The sequence below is a fragment of the Streptomyces sp. NBC_00210 genome, from assembly GCF_045160975.1.
Taxonomy (GTDB): Bacteria; Actinomycetota; Actinomycetes; order Streptomycetales; family Streptomycetaceae; genus Streptomyces.
Genome location: NZ_CP108120.1, coordinates 3,360,153 through 3,380,196 on the forward strand (window position 1 = coordinate 3,360,153; position 20,044 = coordinate 3,380,196).

At 71.0% G+C, this 20,044-nt stretch carries 20 protein-coding genes; 14 read left to right on the forward strand and 6 right to left on the reverse strand.

Annotation, left to right across the window (positions count from 1 at the left end; genetic code table 11):
* Window positions 1-27: 27 nt before the first annotated feature.
* A complete protein-coding gene (locus OG729_RS15115; protein ID WP_405806516.1) occupies window positions 28-1,467 on the reverse strand; it encodes an NAD(P)H-quinone dehydrogenase in 1,440 nt (479 codons plus the stop codon).
* A gap of 166 nt (window positions 1,468-1,633) precedes the next feature.
* On the opposite strand from OG729_RS15115, the gene OG729_RS15120 reads away from it, so the two are divergent.
* The 4 genes from OG729_RS15120 to OG729_RS15135 all read left to right on the forward strand — a co-directional run bounded on the left by OG729_RS15120 (window position 1,634) and on the right by OG729_RS15135 (window position 6,593).
* Window positions 1,634-2,071: a gamma-glutamylcyclotransferase gene (locus tag OG729_RS15120; RefSeq protein WP_142214025.1), complete on the forward strand. Its 438-nt coding sequence runs from the start codon at window positions 1,634-1,636 to the stop codon at window positions 2,069-2,071.
* A gap of 152 nt (window positions 2,072-2,223) precedes the next feature.
* On the forward strand, window positions 2,224-3,054 hold the full coding sequence (locus OG729_RS15125; protein ID WP_405806518.1) for a purine-nucleoside phosphorylase: 831 nt from the start codon (window positions 2,224-2,226) through the stop codon (window positions 3,052-3,054).
* 536 nt (window positions 3,055-3,590) lie between these two features.
* On the forward strand, window positions 3,591-5,273 hold the full coding sequence (locus tag OG729_RS15130; RefSeq protein WP_405806522.1) for a phospho-sugar mutase: 1,683 nt from the start codon (window positions 3,591-3,593) through the stop codon (window positions 5,271-5,273).
* Window positions 5,274-5,384: 111 nt separating this feature from the next.
* A complete protein-coding gene (locus OG729_RS15135; RefSeq protein ID WP_405806524.1) occupies window positions 5,385-6,593 on the forward strand; it encodes a hypothetical protein in 1,209 nt (402 codons plus the stop codon).
* 85 nt (window positions 6,594-6,678) lie between these two features.
* Here the strand turns inward: OG729_RS15135 and OG729_RS15140 are convergent, their stop codons facing one another.
* Window positions 6,679-7,314, reverse strand: coding sequence for a PH domain-containing protein (locus OG729_RS15140; protein ID WP_405806525.1), 636 nt, complete (start codon window positions 7,312-7,314; stop codon window positions 6,679-6,681).
* 329 nt (window positions 7,315-7,643) lie between these two features.
* Between OG729_RS15140 and deoC the strand changes: the two genes are divergently transcribed.
* Genes deoC through OG729_RS15155 form a run of 3 tightly spaced genes read left to right on the forward strand, consistent with a single transcriptional unit; the run spans window position 7,644 to window position 10,959 of the window.
* Complete coding sequence (deoC, locus tag OG729_RS15145) at window positions 7,644-8,597, forward strand: deoxyribose-phosphate aldolase (protein WP_405806526.1); 954 nt, start codon at window positions 7,644-7,646, stop codon at window positions 8,595-8,597.
* Window positions 8,598-8,603: 6 nt separating this feature from the next.
* The gene (locus tag OG729_RS15150; RefSeq protein ID WP_360871524.1) at window positions 8,604-10,055 is read left to right on the forward strand and encodes an aldehyde dehydrogenase family protein; all 1,452 of its coding nucleotides are present in this window, start codon (window positions 8,604-8,606) and stop codon (window positions 10,053-10,055) included.
* Window positions 10,048-10,959: an aldehyde dehydrogenase family protein gene (locus OG729_RS15155; protein WP_405806528.1), complete on the forward strand. Its 912-nt coding sequence runs from the start codon at window positions 10,048-10,050 to the stop codon at window positions 10,957-10,959. Before OG729_RS15150 ends, OG729_RS15155 begins: the two co-directional genes overlap by 8 nt.
* Before the next feature lie 151 nt (window positions 10,960-11,110).
* Here OG729_RS15155 and OG729_RS15160 read toward each other — a convergent pair whose 3' ends face one another.
* Window positions 11,111-11,500: a hypothetical protein gene (locus OG729_RS15160; RefSeq protein WP_405806530.1), complete on the reverse strand. Its 390-nt coding sequence runs from the start codon at window positions 11,498-11,500 to the stop codon at window positions 11,111-11,113.
* A 55-nt stretch (window positions 11,501-11,555) separates the two neighbouring features.
* On the opposite strand from OG729_RS15160, the gene OG729_RS15165 reads away from it, so the two are divergent.
* A complete protein-coding gene (locus OG729_RS15165; protein WP_405806531.1) occupies window positions 11,556-12,260 on the forward strand; it encodes a uridine kinase in 705 nt (234 codons plus the stop codon).
* A 202-nt stretch (window positions 12,261-12,462) separates the two neighbouring features.
* On the opposite strand, the gene OG729_RS15170 is transcribed toward OG729_RS15165, so the two are convergent.
* Window positions 12,463-13,197 (reverse strand): SigE family RNA polymerase sigma factor, encoded by a 735-nt coding sequence (locus OG729_RS15170; protein ID WP_360871535.1) that lies wholly within the window; start codon window positions 13,195-13,197, stop codon window positions 12,463-12,465.
* Between the two features lie 295 nt (window positions 13,198-13,492).
* Between OG729_RS15170 and afsQ1 the strand changes: the two genes are divergently transcribed.
* The 5 genes from afsQ1 to OG729_RS15195 all read left to right on the forward strand — a co-directional run bounded on the left by afsQ1 (window position 13,493) and on the right by OG729_RS15195 (window position 17,418).
* Window positions 13,493-14,170 (forward strand): two-component system response regulator AfsQ1, encoded by a 678-nt coding sequence (gene afsQ1 / locus OG729_RS15175; protein ID WP_175257369.1) that lies wholly within the window; start codon window positions 13,493-13,495, stop codon window positions 14,168-14,170.
* Window positions 14,171-14,210: 40 nt separating this feature from the next.
* Entirely contained in the window at window positions 14,211-15,800 is a 1,590-nt protein-coding gene (locus OG729_RS15180; RefSeq protein WP_360871538.1) for a HAMP domain-containing sensor histidine kinase, read from the forward strand.
* Window positions 15,797-16,423 carry a hypothetical protein gene (locus OG729_RS15185; RefSeq protein ID WP_405806533.1) on the forward strand — a complete coding sequence of 209 codons (627 nt, stop codon included), beginning with the start codon at window positions 15,797-15,799 and terminating at the stop codon, window positions 16,421-16,423. Before OG729_RS15180 ends, OG729_RS15185 begins: the two co-directional genes overlap by 4 nt.
* A 121-nt stretch (window positions 16,424-16,544) precedes the next feature.
* Window positions 16,545-17,123 carry a VanZ family protein gene (locus OG729_RS15190; RefSeq protein WP_405806534.1) on the forward strand — a complete coding sequence of 193 codons (579 nt, stop codon included), beginning with the start codon at window positions 16,545-16,547 and terminating at the stop codon, window positions 17,121-17,123.
* A 94-nt stretch (window positions 17,124-17,217) separates the two neighbouring features.
* A complete protein-coding gene (locus OG729_RS15195; RefSeq protein WP_360871546.1) occupies window positions 17,218-17,418 on the forward strand; it encodes a PspC domain-containing protein in 201 nt (66 codons plus the stop codon).
* 67 nt (window positions 17,419-17,485) lie between these two features.
* Here OG729_RS15195 and OG729_RS15200 read toward each other — a convergent pair whose 3' ends face one another.
* Together OG729_RS15200 and OG729_RS15205 are read right to left on the reverse strand one after the other, a co-directional pair.
* Window positions 17,486-17,776, reverse strand: a complete 291-nt coding sequence (locus tag OG729_RS15200; RefSeq protein ID WP_360871549.1) for a hypothetical protein — start codon at window positions 17,774-17,776, stop codon at window positions 17,486-17,488.
* Window positions 17,777-17,901: 125 nt separating this feature from the next.
* Complete coding sequence (locus tag OG729_RS15205) at window positions 17,902-19,056, reverse strand: adenosine deaminase (RefSeq protein ID WP_360871551.1); 1,155 nt, start codon at window positions 19,054-19,056, stop codon at window positions 17,902-17,904.
* 262 nt (window positions 19,057-19,318) lie between these two features.
* Between OG729_RS15205 and OG729_RS15210 the strand changes: the two genes are divergently transcribed.
* The gene (locus OG729_RS15210; protein WP_360871904.1) at window positions 19,319-19,999 is read left to right on the forward strand and encodes an alpha/beta hydrolase; all 681 of its coding nucleotides are present in this window, start codon (window positions 19,319-19,321) and stop codon (window positions 19,997-19,999) included.
* The last annotated feature ends 45 nt before the right edge of the window (window positions 20,000-20,044 follow it).

Here is a 20,044-nt window from a genome sequence, read left to right on the forward strand (position 1 = left end):
CCCAGGTTCTTCAGGTTTACGCCTGCATCACGCCTCGCCCGCGGCCTTCCGGGTGTGCAACTGCCGCGCCACCTCGGCGATCGACCCCGACAGAGACGGGTACACGGTGAAAGCGTTTGCGATCTGTTCCACCGTCAGATTGTTGTCGACCGCGATCGAGATGGGATGGATCAGCTCGCTGGCACGCGGTGAGACGACCACGCCACCGACCACGATTCCCGTCCCCGGACGGCAGAAAATCTTGACGAAGCCGTCCCGGATGCCCTGCATCTTCGCGCGCGGGTTGCGCAGCAGCGGCAGTTTGACGGACCGGGCGTCGATCTTGCCCGCGTCCACGTCCGCCTGGCTGTAGCCGACCGTCGCGATCTCCGGGTCGGTGAAGACGTTCGACGAGACGGTCTTCAGGTTCAGCGGCTGCACCGCGTCGCCCAGGAAGTGGTACATCGCGATACGTCCCTGCATGGCCGCGACCGAGGCGAGTGCGAAGACTCCGGTGACGTCACCGGCGGCGTACACACCGGGCGAGGTCGTACGGGAGACCTTGTCGGTCCAGATGTGGCCCGAGTCCTTGAGCCGGACCCCGGCCTCCTCCAGGCCCATCCCCGCGGAGTTCGGGATCGCGCCGACCGCCATCAGACAGTGCGAGCCGGAGATGACCCGGCCGTCGGAGAGCGTGACCTCGACGCGGTCGCCCACGCGCTTGGCGGACTCGGCGCGGGAGCGGGCCATGACGTTCATACCGCGGCGGCGGAAGACGTCCTCGAGGACGGCCGCGGCGTCCGGGTCCTCGCCGGGCAGCACGCGGTCGCGGGACGAGACGAGGGTCACCCGGGAGCCGAGCGCCTGGTACGCGCCGGCGAACTCGGCGCCGGTGACGCCGGAGCCGACCACGATGAGCTCCTCGGGGAGCTCGTCCAGGTCGTACACCTGCGTCCAGTTGAGAATGCGCTCACCGTCGGGGAGCGCATCCGGGATCTCGCGCGGGTGACCGCCGGTCGCGATCAGCACCGCGTCGGCGGTCAGCCGCTCCTCGGTGCCGTCCGCCGCGCGCACGACCACCGTGCGGGAGCCGTCCATCGCCTGCTGGCCCTCCAGCCGCCCGCGGCCGCGCAGCACACGCGCGCCGGCCCGGGTGACGGAGGCCGTGATGTCGTGGGACTGGGCGAGCGCGAGGCGCTTCACGCGTCGGTTGACCTTGCCGAGATCGACACCGACGACGCGCGCGGCCTGCTCGAGCGGCGGGGTGTCGTCGGCGACGATGATGCCGAGCTCTTCGTAGGAGGAGTCGAAGGTGGTCATCACCTCTGCGGTGGCGATGAGGGTCTTCGACGGTACGCAGTCGGTCAGCACCGAGGCGCCGCCGAGGCCGTCGCAGTCGACGACGGTCACCTCCGCGCCGAGCTGGGCGCCCACCAGGGCCGCCTCGTATCCGCCGGGTCCGCCGCCGATGATCACGATCCGGGTCACTGGGGTTACGCCTCGCGCTCTCGTTCGTTCTGCCGGGGGTCGGGGGGGGTGGCCCCGTTGGACTGCAGTACGTCCTCCATTGTCCCGCACGGTTCAAGCGCCATTGCCCCGGGTCCCTCCGATGGTGAACGGCACTCACCCGCGCCCCTCCCGTACCCTCGATCCCATGTCGCTCTACGCCGCGTACGCCGGCAACCTCGACGCGCGGCTGATGTCCCGCCGCGCTCCGCACTCCCCGCTGCGCGGCACCGGCTGGCTGAACGGCTGGCGGCTGACGTTCGGCGGCGAGCAGATGGGCTGGGAGGGGGCGCTGGCCACGATCGTGGAGGCGCCGCGCTCGCAGGTCTTCGTGGCGCTGTACGACATCGCGCCGATGGACGAGGACTCGATGGACCGCTGGGAGGGTGTCGGCCTGGACATCTACCGGCGGATGCGGGTTCGCGTGGACACGCTGGACGGCGAGGAGCCGGCCTGGGTGTACGTGCTGAACGGGTACGAGGGCGGGCTGCCGTCGGCGCGGTATCTGGGGGAGCTGGCGGACGCGGCGGATTCGGCGGGGGCGCCGCACGACTATGTGATGGAGCTGCGCAAGCGGCCGTGCTAGGGCCTGTGTTCTGACCTGCGACCCGGCCGCGTCCCGACCCGTGTTCTGACGTGTGTTCGTCGGCCCTTTGTCGGAAACAACAAGACAACGATCCGAAGACCGTGAGCTGCGTCATCTACGCGCGTAGGGATTCACCGGTTACCCTCGTCCGCGTGAACGCATCTGTGAATCCGGACCTCAACGGCGTTACCGCCGACCCCCACGCCGCAGCCGACGCCGCCGCCGCGCGCCTGCGCGAGCTGACCGGCGCCGAGACGCATGACGTAGCCCTGGTGATGGGCTCCGGCTGGGCGCCGGCCGTCGACGCGCTCGGTGCGCCCGAGGCCGAGTTCCCGGTCACCGAACTGCCCGGCTTTCCGCCGCCGGCGGTCGAGGGCCACGGCGGCACGATCCGCTCGTACCGGATCGGCGTGAAGCGGGCGCTGGTCTTTCTGGGCCGTACGCACTACTACGAGGGACGGGGCGTCGCGGCCGTCGCGCACGGGGTGCGCACCGCGGTCGCCGCGGGCTGCAAGACCGTCGTCCTGACGAACGGCTGCGGTGGTCTGCGCGAGGGCATGCGCCCCGGGCAGCCGGTGCTGATCAGCGACCACATCAACCTGACGGCCACGTCGCCGATCGTCGGGGCGAACTTCGTGGACCTGACGGACCTGTACTCGCCGCGGCTGCGTGCGCTGTGCAAGGAGATCGACGCGTCGCTGGAGGAGGGCGTGTACGTCCAGTTCCCCGGCCCGCACTACGAGACGCCGGCGGAGATCAACATGGTCCGCGTGCTGGGCGGCGACCTGGTGGGCATGTCCACGGTCCTGGAGGCGATCGCGGCCCGTGAGGCGGGCGCGGAGGTGCTGGGCATCTCGCTGGTGACGAACCTGGCGGCGGGGCTGACGGGTGAGCCGCTGAACCACGAGGAAGTGCTGCAGGCGGGCCGGGACTCGGCGGCCCGGATGGGCGCGCTGCTGACGCGGGTCCTGGACCGGATCTGACGGTTCGCTCCGCGGGGTGCGTATTCCGTTGCCCGGGTCGTGGAGCGGGGTCCGTTGCCCGGGGGTCCGCGGCGCGCGGGGGGGGGCCGTGGCGTGGGGCGCGGGCGGTCCGTGGTGCGGGTCGCGGGGTGGCCCGGTGCCGCGGGGTGCGGGTTCCGGGGGTTCGCCCGCGAAACCCACCACCGGCAGCAACCACCAACGCCCCCTGGCCCACGCCCACCACGACCGCGGTACGGGCGCCGTCGGGCTCGACTCCTCGGGGTCGGCGGCGTACGGGGGTGCGCATTGATCACTCGGTGATTGCCGCCGATCCCCTGCGGGGACGACCCTGCACCGCCCCTCCCCACGAGACGGGGCACCCGGGGCGCGGCGCGTACGGGACGGCCGGGGCGCGGGTTGCATACGGCGCTCCCGGGGTCCGGGGCGGAGCCCTCACGCGGCGGAGCCGCAAGTCGATACAGCCGGGAAGGGGCGGGGTGGGGAACAAGCCCCGCGCCCGAGTCACCGCACCCCGCACGCATGCTGACGCCCCGACAATGGCAGGGCGACGACGACCACACACGAGAGGCGGACCAACCGTGCAGCAGGACCTCATCGCGCGGGCCAGCGCGTGGCTGGCGGAGGACCCGGACAGTGAGACCCGGGACGAGCTCGGGAAGCTCATCGACGCGCACGATCTCGACGAGCTCGCCGTGCGGTTCAGCGGGACGCTGCAGTTCGGGACGGCTGGGCTGCGCGGAGAGCTCGGGGCCGGGCCCATGCGGATGAACCGGGCCGTCGTCATCCGGGCCGCTGCCGGACTCGCCGCGTATCTCAGGGCGAAGGGCCAGGCCGACAGCCTCGTCGTCATCGGGTACGACGCCCGCTACAAGTCCGCCGACTTCGCGCGCGACACCGCCGCGGTCATGGTCGGCGCCGGGCTCCGCGCCGCCGTACTGCCCCGCCCGCTGCCCACCCCCGTACTCGCCTTCGCCATAAGGGAGCTGGGCGCCGCCGCCGGCGTCGAGGTCACGGCCAGCCACAACCCGCCGCGCGACAACGGCTACAAGGTCTACCTCGGGGACGGCTCCCAGATCGTGCCGCCCGCCGACTCCGAGATCGCCGCCGAGATCGACACGATCCGCAGCCTGGAGGACGTTCCCCGCGCCGAGTCGGGGTGGGACACCCTCGGCGACGAGGTCCTGGACGCCTATCTGGCTCGTACAAACGCCGTGCTGACCGCTGGTTCCCCCCGCACCGCCCGCGTCGTCTACACGGCCCTGCACGGCGTCGGCAAGGACGTGCTGACCGCCGCCTTCGCCCGGGCCGGCTTCCCCGCCCCCGCGCTCGTACAGGAGCAGGCCGAGCCCGACCCGGCGTTCCCGACCGTCGCGTTCCCCAACCCGGAAGAACCGGGCGCGATGGATCTCGCCTTCGCGAAGGCCCGCGAGGTCCAGCCGGACATCGTGATCGCGAACGACCCGGACGCGGACCGGTGCGCGGTCGCGGTCCCGGACAACGGCGACTGGCGCATGCTCCGTGGCGACGAGGTCGGCGCGCTGCTCGCCGCGCACCTCGTCCACAAGGGCGCGCGGGGCACCTTCGCCGAGTCCATCGTGTCCTCGTCCCTGCTCGGGCGGATCGCCGAGGCGGCGGGGCTGCCGTACGAGGAGACGCTGACCGGCTTCAAGTGGATCGCCCGCGTGGAGGACCTGCGGTACGGCTACGAGGAGGCGCTCGGCTACTGCGTCGACCCCGAGGGCGTACGCGACAAGGACGGCATCACCGCCGCCCTGCTCGTCGCCGAGCTCACCTCGGAGCTGAAGGAACAGGGCCGCACCCTCACGGATCTGCTCGACGACCTCGCCGTCGCGCACGGCCTGCACGCCACGGACCAGTTGTCGGTGCGCGTCGAGGACCTGAGCATCATCTCGGACGCGATGCGCACGCTGCGCGGGCAGCCGCCGACCGTGCTGGCCGGGCTGCGCGTCGTCTCCGCCGAGGATCTGAACCGCGGCACGGACAAGCTCCCGCCCACGGACGGCCTGCGGTACTACCTCGACGGCGAGTTCAAGGCCCGCGTCATCGTCCGCCCGAGCGGCACCGAGCCCAAGCTCAAGTGCTACCTGGAGGTCGTGGTGCCGGTCGCGGACGCGAGCGGGCTCGGGACCGCGCGGGAGCGGGCCACGGAGATCCTGGACGGCATCAAGCGGGATCTGGCGGCCGCGGCGGGGATCTGACCGCCCGTACGGGTGAATCTCGTACGGAGTTGAGGCAGCGGCACCCGCTCCCTGTGACCGTCCGGGCAATGGTGACCCGGTAGCGCATGCCGAGTCACAGGAGCAGCCGCCGTGTCCCCCACCGCGACCGTTCGAGCCACTGTCCCCGCCTCCCGCCGGCCGCCGGCCACGGGAGGCGGCGGCCCGGCAGGCGTACCGGACCGTCTTTGGCGGGCGCTGCGGCGGGCCGCGCCCGCGCTGCTCGGCTATCTCGCGGTACGGCTCTGCGGGCTGCTGGCCCTCGCCAGATGGGCGCATGTGCAGGGGCACGGCGTCTGGCCGACGCTGGCCACGTCCTGGGACTCGGGCTGGTACCTGGGCATCGCCGACCATGGCTACGCCGACGCCCTCGGCACCCGCCCCAACGACAACAACCTCGCCTTCTTCCCGCTCTATCCGATCCTGGTGAAGGCCGTCGCCGCTCTCACGCCCGGGTCGCGCGCGAGTGTCGGGCTGCTGCTCGCGGTCGGTTTCTCGTTCGTCGCCGCGTGGGGTGTCTTCGCGGTGGGCGACCTGCTGTACGGGCGGCGGGTGGGCATCCTGCTCACCGTGCTCTGGGGCGTGCTGCCCGTCGCGATGGTCCAGTGGATGGGCTACACCGAGTCGATGTTCACGGCGCTCGCGGCGTGGTCGCTGTACGCAGTGCTCACCGGGCGCTGGCTGTGGGCGGGTTCCCTCGCGGCGCTGGCAGGGCTGACCAGGCCGACGGGCATCGCGCTCGCGACGGCGGTGTCGGTGGCCGCGCTGTCTGCCTGCCGCGGACGCCGCCCCGGCGGCCGGCGGGCGGCTCTGGTGGGGGCGCTGATCGCGCCCACGGGGTGGCTGGCGTACGTCGCGTGGGTGGGCCTGCGCGTAGGGCGCGTGGACGGCTACTTCGCCGTACAGAAGCTGTGGCGGAACGAGTGGGACGGCGGGGCGTCAACGCTGCGCTATCTGCGGCAGTACCTGGTCTATATGACCAAGCCGCAGCTGTTCCTGGTCATCGTGTCGGTCGTGCTGATCGTGTCGGTCGGGCTGTATCTGCTGTGCCTCGCCGAGCGACAGCCGCTCGCGCTGCTGGTCTTCACCGGCGTGCTGCTGCTCGTCGTGCTCGGCAGCGGCGGCGTCTACTTCCCGCGCGCCCGCTTTCTGATGCCGGGCTTCCCGCTGCTGATGCCGCTCGCCCGGTCGCTGGCGAGAGCGCGGCGTCCGGCGGTGTCGGCGGGCGTACTCGCCACGGCGACGCTGTCGTCGGCCTGGCTCGGGGCGTACATGCTGCTGGTGTGGAAGGGCCCGCCCTGATCTGCCGTGATCACCGGGGGTGGCTCCGTGAGTGCGCCGCGCCCAGCGGGCCCGAGACGTCCCGCGCCGCCGCTCCGACCAACCGTCAGCCGATCGCCAGAAGCACCGCGAGCAGCACCGCCCCCGCCGCCGCCGGCGCCACGACCTCGTACGCCCAGCGGATCTGCGGCTCACCCTGCGCGCCCGGCCGAGCCGCGTTGTGCTCCTTCAGCTCCCGCAGGTCCACGATCGCCTGGTCCGTAGGCGCCACCCGGGCCTTGGAATCGGTGACATCCGCCGAGACCGACGTGCGCCCGCGCGGGTCGTCGTGCGCCCGCCGCATCTGCTGGCGCGAAGCCCGCTTGCGCTGCCGCAGCGAGACCGGGATCGCCCACAGCTGGTACTTCGTACCCTCCTGCGTGAAGACCTCGCTGGAGTACCCGGCCCGCACATCCGCGACAACGGCCCAGGGCAGCGTGATCGTCCGGAACGGATTCCGGATGCGCAGCCGGTCGTCGCCGGCGAAGACCGCGGGACGCAGCGTGAAGGCGATCACCAATGGGGCGGCCAGCAGCGCCGCAGCGAGGGCCACCCACGGCGTGCGCCCCTCGCCCCGGACGATCGCGTCCCCGGTGAGCCAGGCGACGAGCGCGAGCAGCAGGACGCCGCCCACCATCCCGAGAGGCGAGCGGAAGACCCGGTCGGCGTAGGTAGGCTCGGCGGGCGGCTGGGGGGTCGTCATGCCTCCGATTCTGCCGTACGCGCGGCGGGGGGCCATCGACGAGGTCAGACCTAGGGCGTGTTTTAGAAGTAGCGCCGTCCGCCCGCAGGGCGGGCCCTGCGGCGTCTGGTGCGTGCAATCGCAAGGCGGAGGATCGCCCTCGTACTGGACGTACTTGGGCGACTCCGACAACATCGCGAGTGTGCGTGCCAGGCGTCGCGGGGCAGGCGGGACTTCTAAAACACGCCCTGGTGCCGCACGAGACCGGCAGGTCTCGATCGGGGGCACAATGGACGGGTTCCAGCCCCACCCCCTGTACAGGCCGCTACGCGCGTAGATATGCTCATCTGGTGACCATGCCCACCATCCCCACCGCATTCGCTGACGTGACCGCGTCCGACAGCACACTGCGGCGCTTCCTCCATGGCCTCTCCGGCGTCGACGCCGTCGGCCTGGAGGCCCGCGCCGCAGGGCTCGGTACGCGCTCGATCAAGACCACGGCCAAGGCGTACGCCATTGATCTGGCCATCTCGATGATCGATCTGACGACGCTCGAAGGCGCGGACACCCCGGGCAAGGTCCGGGCGCTCGCCGCCAAGGCCGTCCATCCCGACCCGACCGACCGGACCACCCCGTCGACCGCCGCGGTCTGCGTGTACCCCGACATGGCCGCCGTCGCCGCCGAGGCCCTCAAGGGCTCAGGCGTCAAGGTCGCCTCCGTCGCCACCGCCTTCCCGGCCGGCCGTGCCGCCCTCGGCGTGAAGCTCGCGGACACCCGCGACGCCGTCGCCGCCGGGGCCGACGAGATCGACATGGTGATCGACCGCGGGGCCTTCCTCGCCGGGCATTACCTGAAGGTCTACGAGGAGATCCGCGCCGTGAAGGAGGCCGCGGGCCACGCCCGGCTGAAGGTCATCTTCGAGACCGGCGAGCTCTCGACGTACGACAACATCCGCCGCGCCTCCTGGCTCGGCATGATCGCGGGCGCGGACTTCATCAAGACCTCGACCGGCAAGGTCGCGGTCAACGCCACCCCCGCGAACACCCTGCTCATGCTGGAGGCCGTGCGCGACTTCCGGGAGCAGACTGGAGTGCAGGTGGGCGTGAAGCCCGCGGGCGGCATCCGCACCAGCAAGGACGCGATCAAGTTCCTGGTCCTGGTCAACGAGACCGCCGGCCCGGACTGGCTGGACAGCCACTGGTTCCGCTTCGGCGCGTCGAGCCTGCTGAACGACCTGCTGATGCAGCGTCAGAAGCTGGCCACCGGACGCTACTCCGGCCCCGACTACGTGACGGTGGACTGAGACCCCATGACTATGGACAAGCAGACATCTGTGTTCGAGTACGCACCGGCCCCCGAATCGCGGTCGATCGTCGACATCGCGCCGTCGTACGGCCTCTTCATCGACGGCGAGTTCACCGACGCCGCCGACGGCAAGGTCTTCAAGACCGTCTCGCCGTCCACCGAGGAGGTCCTGGCCGAGGTCGCCCAGGCGGGCACCGAGGACGTGGACCGAGCTGTGAAGGCGGCCCGCAAGGCGTTCGAGAAGTGGTCGGCGCTGCCCGGCTCGGAGCGTTCCAAGTACCTCTTCCGCATCGCGCGGATCATCCAGGAGCGCTCGCGCGAGCTCGCCGTCCTGGAGACCCTCGACAACGGCAAGCCGATCAAGGAGACCCGCGACGCGGATCTGCCGCTCGTCGCCGCGCACTTCTTCTACTACGCGGGCTGGGCCGACAAGCTCGACCACGCGGGATACGGCCAAAGCCCGCGGCCGCTCGGCGTGGCCGGCCAGGTCATCCCCTGGAACTTCCCGCTGCTGATGCTCGCGTGGAAGATCGCGCCTGCGCTCGCCACCGGCAACACCGTGGTGCTGAAGCCCGCCGAGACCACGCCGCTGAGTGCGCTGTTCTTCGCGGACGTATGCCGCCAGGCGGGCCTGCCGAAGGGCGTCGTCAACATCCTTCCGGGATACGGCGAGACGGGCGCCGCGCTCGTCGAGCACCCGGATGTCAACAAGGTAGCCTTCACCGGCTCGACCGCGGTCGGCAAGGCCATCGCCCGCCAGATCGCGGGCACGAACAAGAAGGTCACCCTGGAGCTGGGCGGCAAGGGCGCCAACATCGTCTTCGACGACGCCCCCATCGACCAGGCCGTCGAGGGCATCGTCGGCGGCATCTTCTTCAACCAGGGCCAGGTCTGCTGCGCGGGCTCCCGCCTCCTCGTCCAGGAGTCCATCCAGGACGAGCTGCTGCACTCGCTGAAGCGCCGGCTGTCCACGCTCCGCCTCGGCGACCCGCTGGACAAGAACACCGACATCGGCGCGATCAACTCCGCCGAGCAGCTGGCCCGCATCACGTCGCTGACCGAGACGGGCGAGGCGGAGGGCGCCGAGCGCTGGTCCGCGCCGTGCGAGCTGCCGAGCTCCGGCTACTGGTTCGCCCCGACGCTCTTCACGAACGTCACCCAGGCGCACACCATCGCGCGCGACGAGATCTTCGGCCCGGTGCTGTCCGTGCTGACGTTCCGTACGCCGGACGAGGCCGTCGCCAAGGCCAACAACAGCCAGTACGGCCTCTCGGCGGGCATCTGGACGGAGAAGGGCTCCCGCATCCTCGCGGTGGCGAGCAAGCTCCGGGCCGGCGTCGTCTGGGCCAACACGTTCAACAAGTTCGACCCGACCTCGCCCTTCGGCGGCTACAAGGAGTCGGGCTTCGGCCGCGAGGGCGGCCGTCACGGTCTGGAGGCCTACCTCGATGTCTGACGGGCGACTGAGCGTCTTCAAGACCTACAAGCTGTACGTCGGGGGCAAGTTCCCCCGCTCCGAGAGCGGCCGGGTGTACGAGGTGACGGCGAAAACATCGGCCGCTGGCGCGGCGGGCAAGGGCAAGTGGCTGGCCAACGCCCCGCTCTCGTCCCGCAAGGACGCGCGTGACGCCGTCGTCGCCGCCCGCAAGGCCTTCGGCGGCTGGTCCGGCGCGACCGCGTACAACCGCGGCCAGATCCTCTACCGCATCGCCGAGATGCTGGAGGGCCGCCGGGACCAGTTCGCGCGCGAGGTCGCCGATGCCGAGGGCCTGTCGAAGTCCAAGGCCGCCGCGGTCGTGGACGCCGCGATCGACCGCTGGGTCTGGTACGCGGGCTGGACGGACAAGATCGGCCAGATCGTGGGCGGGGCGAACCCGGTCGCGGGCCCGTTCTTCAACCTGTCGACCCCCGAGCCGACGGGCGTGGTGACGGTGCTGGCACCCCAGGAGTCGTCCTTCCTGGGCCTGGTGTCGGTGCTCGCCCCGGTGATCGCGACCGGCAACACGGCGATCGTGATCGCGAGCGAGAAGTCCCCGCTGCCCGCGCTCTCCCTGGGCGAGGTGCTGGCCACGTCCGACCTGCCCGGCGGTGTGGTCAACATCCTGTCGGGCCGGACTGCTGAGATTGCGACCCCGCTGGCCTCGCACCAGGACGTCAACGCCATCGACCTCACCGGTGCCGATGACGTGCTGGCGAAGGAACTGGAGATCGCGGCGGCGGACAATCTCAAGCGCGTGCTTCGTCCACAGGCTGTGGATTTCTCGGCGGATCCCGGCACGCACCGCCTGACGGCCTTCCTGGAGACGAAGACGGTCTGGCATCCGACGGGCTCGCTGGGCGCGTCCGGTTCGGCGTACTGACGGTTCCGCGTACTGACGGTTCCGCGTGCTGTCGGTTCTGAGTACTGACCGGTTCTGAGTACTGACCGGGCAGCGGCCCGGCCCAAGACCGAGCCCCCTGCCGTCCCGTCCGGCGGCAGGGGGCTCTTCCGCGCCCGGACTCGGACCGGCCTCAGAAGGGCAGCAGCCGCGTGGCGCCGCCCACGACCGGCAGGTCCTTTGCCGCGGCACCGGCCGCGAGGGGGCCGGTGACCGCCTCGGTGGAGACCGGCTTGAAGTCGGCGACCTGTGTGCCGACCGAGTTGTCGAGCGGGTCGACGCCGGTGTTGGCCAGGGGGTTGAGCTGGAGGTTCTTGAGCTGCCCGGCACCGGCCAGCGAGTTCGTGACCACGCCCGTCGCCCTCTGGGCCTGCCCTTCGAGCGTGTCGAGGCCCACGGGTGCGCTCGCCGGCGCGGCGTGCGCGGCACCGCCCGCGCCGAGGGCCGCGGCCACCGTCGCGACGGTCAGACCTGCTCGCAGCAGGGCGAGCCGCGGGGGCTGGGGAGCTTTGTGACGTGCCATGAGGTTTCCCGCCTAAAGGAGTAATCGGTCGAGCACGCAGCGTATTTGAGGTGTGATGCTCAATACCAACCCCGGCCCCGGCGGGTCCCCTTCACGAGTCAATGCCTCACACTGGTGTCCCGTGAGCTCTTCCTCCATTCCCACCCGTGTCGTTCTGCTTTCGGGTCCCTCCGGTTCCGGAAAGTCGTCCCTCGCCGAGCGCTCGGGTCTGCCGGTGCTGCGCCTGGACGACTTCTACAAAGAGGGCGACGACCCGACGCTGCCGCTGGTGGTGGGCAGTTCGGACATCGACTGGGACTCGCCGGGGTCGTGGGACGCGGACGCGGCGGTGGCGGCGATCGAGGAGCTGTGCCGTACCGGACGTACCACCGTCCCTGTGTACGACATCGCCACGAGCTCGCGCGTCGACCGGGAGGCGTTCGGGATCGGCCGCACGCCCCTGTTCGTGGCGGAGGGCATCTTCGCGGCGGACATCGTGGGCCGCTGCGCAGAACTCGGCGTGCTGGCGGACGCGCTGTGCCTGCGCGGCCGCCCGTCGACGACGTTCCGCCGCCGGCTGGCGCGGGACCTGCGCGAGGGCCGCAAGTCAGTGGGCTTCCTGCTCCGCCGCGGCTGGCGACTGATGCGCCAGGAACGGGGCATCGTGGCCCGCCAGACGGAACTCGGCGCGCATCCGTGCGGCAAGGAGGAGGCGCTGGGCCGCCTCGCCTCGGCGGCAGCGGGCCACAGCCGTACACCCGCGGCGCGCACCCTGGCCTGACGGCCGAGGTCTCGCTGAGCAGCGCACCCAACGCCGCAGGGACAAAAAGAAAGCGCGGGGCCGGACAAGACCCCCCGGCCTGTCCGGTCCCGCGTTGTTTCCCCCGTGGTCCCCGTTGGTCCCCCGTGACCCCCGTGGTCCCCCGACGCCGCCGTCTCCCCCGAAACAGCGGCCCCCGTTCCCCCGTTCCCCCCAGGTGCCCTCAGGCCACCAGCTCGCCGAAGGACTCTTCCTCGTCACGGCCGAAGCTGAGGACCTCGTCCTCACGCAGCCGGCGGAGCGACCGCCAGATGCTCGACTTCACCGTGCCGACACTGATGTCCAGGATCTCCGCGATCTCCGGGTCGGTCCGGCCCTCGTAGTAGCGAAGGACCAGCATCGTCCTCTGGAGTTCGGGCAGCCTGGCCAGCGCCTGCCAGAGCACCGCGCGCAGCTCCGTACCCCGCATCGCGTCGGTGTCGCTCGCCGTCTCCGGCAGCTCCTCCGTCGGGTACTCGTTGAGCTTGCGCCGGCGCCAGGCGCTGATGTGCAGGTTGGTCATCGTGCGGCGCAGATAGCCCCCGACCGCCGCCTTGTCGCTGATCCTGTCCCAGGCCCGGTACGTCGAGAAGAGGGCGCTCTGCAGCAGATCCTCCGCCTCGAACCGGTCCCCGGTCAGGTGGTACGCGGTCGCGTACAGGGAGGCGCGGCGCTCCTGCACGTAGGCGGTGAACTCCGCCTCCGACAGGCTTGTCCGCTCCCCAGTTGCCTCCCCGTACGCGGCTCCGCTTCCCCCGACCGTCGCGTCAACCACCGTCATGTACGACGGCTTGTGCTGACGCCCGGCGCCGCGAACGCACCCCCGCCCGTTCACGGCGCCGGACTTCTCCGTGCTCCTCACAACGTCGTGGAGACGCGTGACAACTGCGCTTGAGTTGGTGCTGTGCAGTGCGTTCATCTCGCGCCCCCCGTCGAGTGGAGTCTGTTTCCGTCCGTGTGCCAAAAAGATTGCCCGGGCAGTTTCATCGCGGTGTCCGTCGACTGTCACAGGCCTGTCACAGGGCCCACCGGGGTCTCGCAGAGGCCGGGCCAAGACCGTCACAAAGGCCGCGCGAAGGCCTCGCAGAAGCCGTTCGATCCCCCCGCGCCCACCGCCTCAGAAAGCGCTCGTTACGCCTCTCACAAGCGGAGGAGTCGTGTGGGAGCGACCCAACGGTCGAACTCCGGCGGCACCATGGGCCAGAATGACCTCCGTGCCTTTCCTGTTGCTGATCGAGGACGACGACGCCATCCGCACGGCCCTCGAACTCTCCCTGTCACGCCAGGGCCACCGTGTGGCCACCGCGGCGACGGGCGAGGACGGCCTGAAACTGCTGCGCGAGCAGCGGCCGGACCTGATCGTGCTGGATGTGATGCTGCCCGGGATCGACGGTTTCGAGGTGTGCCGACGCATCAGGCGCACCGACCAGCTGCCGATCATTCTGCTGACCGCACGCAGCGACGACATCGATGTGGTCGTGGGTCTTGAGTCGGGCGCCGACGACTATGTCGTCAAGCCCGTGCAGGGCCGTGTGCTGGACGCCCGGATCCGCGCCGTGCTGCGGCGCGGTGAGCGCGAGTCCACCGACTCCGCGACCTTCGGCTCGCTGGTGATCGACCGCTCCGCGATGACGGTCACCAAGAACGGCGAGGACCTGCAGCTCACGCCGACCGAGCTGCGGCTGCTCCTCGAACTGAGCCGCAGGCCCGGTCAGGCCCTGTCGCGGCAGCAGCTGCTGCGTCTGGTGTGGGAGCACGACTACCTCGGCGACTCACGACTGGTGGACGCCTGCGTACAGCGGCTGCGGGCGAAGGTCGAGGACGTGCCGTCGTCGCCGACCCTGATCCGTACGGTGCGCGGCGTGGGCTATCGGCTGGACGTCCCGCAGTGAGACAGGTGCACGCCCTGACCCGCAGAAACGGAACCCCTAGGTGAGCAGTGCCGCAAAGCGCGCGATACTCGCTGGACTTCGGTGGACGAGCCTGCGCCTTCGACTTGTCGTCGTCTTCGCCCTCGTCGCGCTGACCGCCGCCGTGTCCGCTTCGGGCATCGCGTACTGGCTCAACCGGGAAGCCGTGCTCACCCGCACACAGGACGCCACCCTCCGGGACTTCCGCCAGGAGATGCAGAACCGGGCCGCCGCGCTGCCGCTTCGGCCGACGCAGAACGAACTGCAGAAGACCGCCGAGCAGATGGCCGACGCCAGCTCCGGCTACAGCGTGCTGCTCATCGGCGAACGCGCCGAGGGCAAGCCGATCGTCGGTGCGTCCAACCCGGACAACTTCACGCTCAAGGACGTGCCCGGGAAGCTCCAGGAGGCGGTGAACGAGCGGCAGGGCGTGGGCGCGGGCAACTCCGTCCCATACCACCTCTACTGGCAGCGCACCCAGCGCCGCGGTAAGCCCTACCTGGTCGGCGGCACCCGGATCATCGGCGGCGGTCCGACCGGCTATGTCTTCAAGTCGCTTGACCAGGAGCGGCAGGACCTCAACTCGCTGGCATGGTCGCTGGCGATCGCCACCGCGCTGGCGCTGATCGGCTCCGCGCTGCTCGCGCAGGCCGCGGCCACCACCGTGCTCAGGCCGGTGCACCGGCTCGGCGAGGCGGCCCGGCGGCTCGGCGAGGGCAAGCTCGACACCCGGCTGCGGGTCTCGGGCACGGACGAACTGGCGGAGCTGGCGCGGACGTTCAACAAGACCGCTGAGTCGCTGGAGAAGAAGGTCGCGGACATGAGCGCGCGGGAGGAGTCCAGCCGCCGCTTCGTCGCCGACATGTCGCACGAGCTGCGCACCCCGCTGACCGCGCTCACCGCCGTCACCGAGGTGCTGGAGGACGAGGCCGACAGCCTCGACCCGATGATCGCGCCCGCCGTGAACCTGGTGGTGAGCGAGACACGGCGGCTCGGTGATCTCGTCGAGAACCTGATGGAGGTCACCCGCTTCGACGCGGGCACGGCCAGGCTCGTTCTGGACACGGTCGACGTCGCCGACCAGGTCACCGCCTGCATCGACGCGCGCGCCTGGCTGGACGCGGTGGAGCTGGACGCCGAGCGCGGAATCATGGCGCGGCTCGATCCGCGCAGGCTCGACGTGATCCTTGCCAATCTGATCGGCAACGCTCTCAAGCACGGCGGTTCGCCGGTACGGGTCTCGGTGCGGCCGGTCGACCACGAGCTGCTGATCGAGGTACGGGACCACGGGCCCGGCATCCCCGAGGACGTGCTGCCGCATGTCTTCGACCGCTTCTACAAGGCGAGCGCCTCGCGGCCACGCTCCGAGGGCAGCGGTCTGGGGCTCTCGATCGCTATGGAGAACGCCCATATCCACGGCGGCGACATCACCGCGGCCAACTCGGCGGACGGCGACGGCGCGGTGTTCGTGCTGACGCTGCCGCGCGATGCGTCGTCGCTGAATGACGACGCCTCGTCGCTGAGCGACTACGACGGGCACGACGACGCGGACGCAGGCGCCGACGCTGCTGGGGACCGCGCGGACCACCGGGGAGAGGAAGGCGCGCAGTGACGCCGAAGGGCCGTATTCGGCGGGCGGCGGCCGCACTCGCCGTACTCATAGCCACTGCCGCGCTCGGCGGCTGCGGGATCAGGACCACACAGGTACCGGTCGACGCCGGTCCCGCGCCCTCGCGCGTGCCGTGCGAGGTGACCTCGCAGGACCTCACTCCCCAGGCCCAGCCGAAGGGCGTCCCGGTCCGCGTCTATCTCGTCTGCGCGTCCCAGCTGGAGTCCGTGGACCGTACGGCCAGGGTTTCGGAGAAGGCCGTCGGCAGCCGCACAGGGATGGCCCGGGCGCTCATCGACGAGCTGGCGCGGGAGCCCTCGTCGCCCGAGCACGAGGCGGGCTTCGCCACCTACGTACGAGGACCGCTGGTGCTGAGCGGCCCGCGCCCGGGCGATCCCGCGGGCACGCTGCGGCTGAGCCGCCAGCCGGAGGATCTGCCGCCGGCGGCGCTCGCCCAGATCGTGTGCACCTTCGCCGAGGGCCGGGCGGCGGCGGCGGACGGTTCGGTGGTGCTGGGCGGGCCCGGGGAGTATGCGCCGCGCGGGTACCGGTGCTCGGCCGAGACCAAGGAGCGTCCCGAGGAGCCGGTGCCCACACTCGGCGCGCTCCCTTCGCCTTCTTCCTAGGACCGATCGCCTTCCGATTCTTCCTGGGACCGTTCTCCTTCTGAGGCTTCCGGCGGGGCCACTCGGCTTCCTCTTCGCACCGCGCGGAACCGATTCGCGCGAAGCATGCGTCTTGGGGGGCGTGCAGCGTCAAGGTCAGGGCGGCAGTGCCGCCATCCGCTTCCGCGCGGCGGGGGTCATCCTCCTCCTCGCGCATCTGCTGCTCGTCGCATGGCTGACGCTGCGCCCACTGGACGTCGTGTGGGTGACGGCGACGAATCTCCAGCCGCTCGCCGGAATCAAGGCGGACCTGGTGCTGGGGCCGGTGGAGGCCGCGCGCAGGATCGGCGAAGGACTGCTGCTGCTGGCCCCTCTCGGCATACTGCTGCCGATGGCGGGCGGCCGGCTCTTCGTCTCCCCGCTGGCATCCCTGGCCCGTACGGTCACGGCCGGAGCCCTGCTGTCGCTCGCCATTGAACTGCTGCAGACGGCGGTGCCGGGCCGGGTACTGGATGTGGACTCGCTGCTGCTGAACACGGCCGGGGTGACGCTGGCCCATCTGCTGGTCGTGCCCGCGGGGCGGGCCCGGCTCCGCCGCAGGCAGCGGACGGCGACGGGACCGGCCGCGGGTTCGGCCCGGCAGCAGCGCGGTGCCCTGCTGCGGGACGATGCGTCTCAGGGGGCGACCCCGACGATTCCCAGGGTCGGGATCGCCCCGTAGAGCGACGCTTTGACCCTCCTTGTGGAGCCACCATGGAGTCATCGGGAGCACGACGGAGCTGCTCCCACGAACGGTTCTTGCTAAGGAGCCCACCATGGCCGCACTTGCCCGCCCCCGTGACGGACGCATGATCGGTGGAGTGTGCGCGGCGCTGGCACGGCGCTTCGGCACCTCCGCGAACACGATGCGCGTGATCTTCCTGGTTTCGTGCCTGCTGCCCGGACCGCAGTTCCTGCTCTATCTGGCGCTCTGGGTGCTGCTGCCCTCGGAGAAGACCGCGAGCACGGCCTGGTAGCACCCGCCGTACGACAAATGGGGCGCACACCCGAACCCGGGTGTGCGCCCCACTGCTGTCACGTCGGTCAGCCGAGGCCGTGCAGACCGTCGCCGACCGGCAGGATGCCGACGTCACCGATCGGGAGGCCGTCGGCCGGGAGGCCGCCGAGCAGGCTGGCGACCGGGGCCGCCGACTGCGCGGTGGGCAGCGTGTGCGTCAGCGCGTCCTGGACCGGCAGGACGCTGGTGACGCTGTCGAGCGAGGGCGCGGGGGCGGGCAGGACGGCCGGCGCGGCGGAGGCAGTGCCCGCGGCGGCAGCGGCGAAGGCGGCACCGAGAGCGGCGACACCGAGAGACTTGGCAGCAGACTGCTTCATCAGGGATGAGTCCTTGGGACGAGGTTGGTGGGAGGCTCGCCAAGCTAGCCAGCACCGCACAGCGGCCGCAAACACCTCGAAGCGGCCGGGTGTTGACGTTCCCGGCCGCTTCTGCGCCCTCCCACTCAGTCCTGAGTGGGGGAAGAGTCGCTGGTCGTGGCGGTCTGCCGGAACAGCCATTCGGACTTCAACTCGGCGTAACCGGGCTTGATCACGTCGTTGATCATCGCCAGTCGTTCATCGAAAGGAATGAACGCGCTCTTCATCGCATTGACGGTGAACCACTGCATGTCGTCGAGCGTGTATCCGAAGGTCTCGGTCAGCAGCTCGAACTCGCGGCTCATGCTGGTGCCCGACATCAGTCGGTTGTCGGTGTTGACGGTGGCCCTGAAATGAAGCCGGCGCAGCAGTCCGATGGGGTGCTCGGCGTACGAGGCGGCTGCCCCGGTCTGCAGGTTGGAGGTGGGGCAGAGCTCCAGCGGAATGCGCTTGTCCCGTACGTATGCGGCGAGCCGTCCGAGCTTGACGGCGCCGTCTTCGGTGACCTCGATGTCGTCGATGATCCGCACTCCGTGCCCGAGCCGGTCGGCGCCGCACCACTGGAGCGCCTGCCAGATCGACGGCAGCCCGAAGGCCTCGCCGGCATGGATCGTGAAGTGGTTGTTCTCCCGCTTCAGATACTCGAAGGCATCGAGGTGGCGGGTGGGCGGGAAGCCCGCCTCGGCGCCCGCGATGTCGAAGCCGACGACGCCCGAATCGCGGTAACGGTTGGCAAGTTCGGCAATCTCCAGGGCGCGGGCCGCGTGCCGCATCGCGGTCAGCATGGCGCCGACGCGGATGCGGTGGCCGCTCTCGCGGGCCCGCAGCTCGCCCTCGCGGAAGCCCTCGTTGACCGCCTCCACGACCTCTTCGAGGGAGAGCCCGGCCTCCAGATGCTGCTCGGGCGCGTACCGCACCTCCGCATATACGACGCCGTCCTCGGCGAGGTCCTGCGCGCACTCGGCGGCGACGCGGACAAGGGCGTCGCGGGTCTGCATGACGGCGCAGGTGTGCGCGAAGGTCTCCAGATAGCGCTCCAGGGAGCCGGAGTCGGCGGCCTCGTGGAACCAGATTCCGAGCTTGTCGGGCTCGCTCTCGGGAAGCGCCGTGTAGCCCGCGTCGCGGGCGAGTTCGATGATCGTGCCCGGACGCAGCCCGCCGTCGAGGTGGTCGTGGAGGAGCACCTTCGGAGCGCGGCGGATCTGGTCCGCGGAGGGCGTATTGAGGGTCTGGCTCGTCATCTGCGCACTCTAGCCCCTACGCGCGTAGAGAGCGCTGTGTCGATACGTAACAGTGACCGTGCGTACGGGTGGAGTACACCTGTCCTTCTGAGACTGTTCTGCCATGGCACACCACGCACAGCCCCTGTGGTGGGGGCGTCCGGAAGGCGCGGCGGCAGCGACAGTGGCAAGGGGCGCACGAGGGAGCCGGGAAACGCCCTGCGCGCGCCTGGGCAGGGCCACCAAAGGACGCGGCCTCGGGGTCGACTCCGCGGTGGGCGGGGTGGTGCTGCTCCTGCCGGACGGGGAGCCGCAGTCGGTACGCCGACCCTCGACGCTGTCGTACGCCGCGGCTCTGCCGCTCGGCCGCACGCTGGCGCGGGCCGGGCGCGGGGACGGCCTGGTCGCGCACGCGGTCCACTACCGTTGCCGCGGCTGGAACGGCACGGACGCGCATCTGGCGGCGGACGCGAGCTGGGCGGTGGACGAGGTCGTACGGCGCTACGGCGACGTCCCCGTCTGCCTGGCCGGCCACGGCATGGGCGGCCGCGCGGCCCTCCACGCGGCGGGCCACCCGGCGGTCAACTCCGTGCTGGCGATGGCCCCTTGGCTGCCGGAGGACGATGTGGCGGCGACACCGGAACCGGTGAAACAACTGGCCGGCCGCCATGTGCTGATAGTGCACGGCACGAATGACGCGCGTACGGATCCGGAGCTCTCCTACCGCCTCGCGGAGCGCGCGAAGAAGGCCAACCGCGACACATGCCGCTTCGAGGTCCACTCGGACGGCCATGCGCTGCGCCAGTACCAGGAGGAAGTCCAGGCGCTGGCAGCAGACTTCGTGCTGGGCGCACTGTTCACCCGCACCTACGCCCGCCCCGTCGCGGACGCCCTGGCCGCCCCGCCGCCACTGGGCCTGCGCATGCCACTGGCGGCGGGCTTCGGCCGCGCACTGCGATCGTGAGCCCGAGGCCGGGGCTGCGCCCCGGACCCTCCCGGCGGACCACCG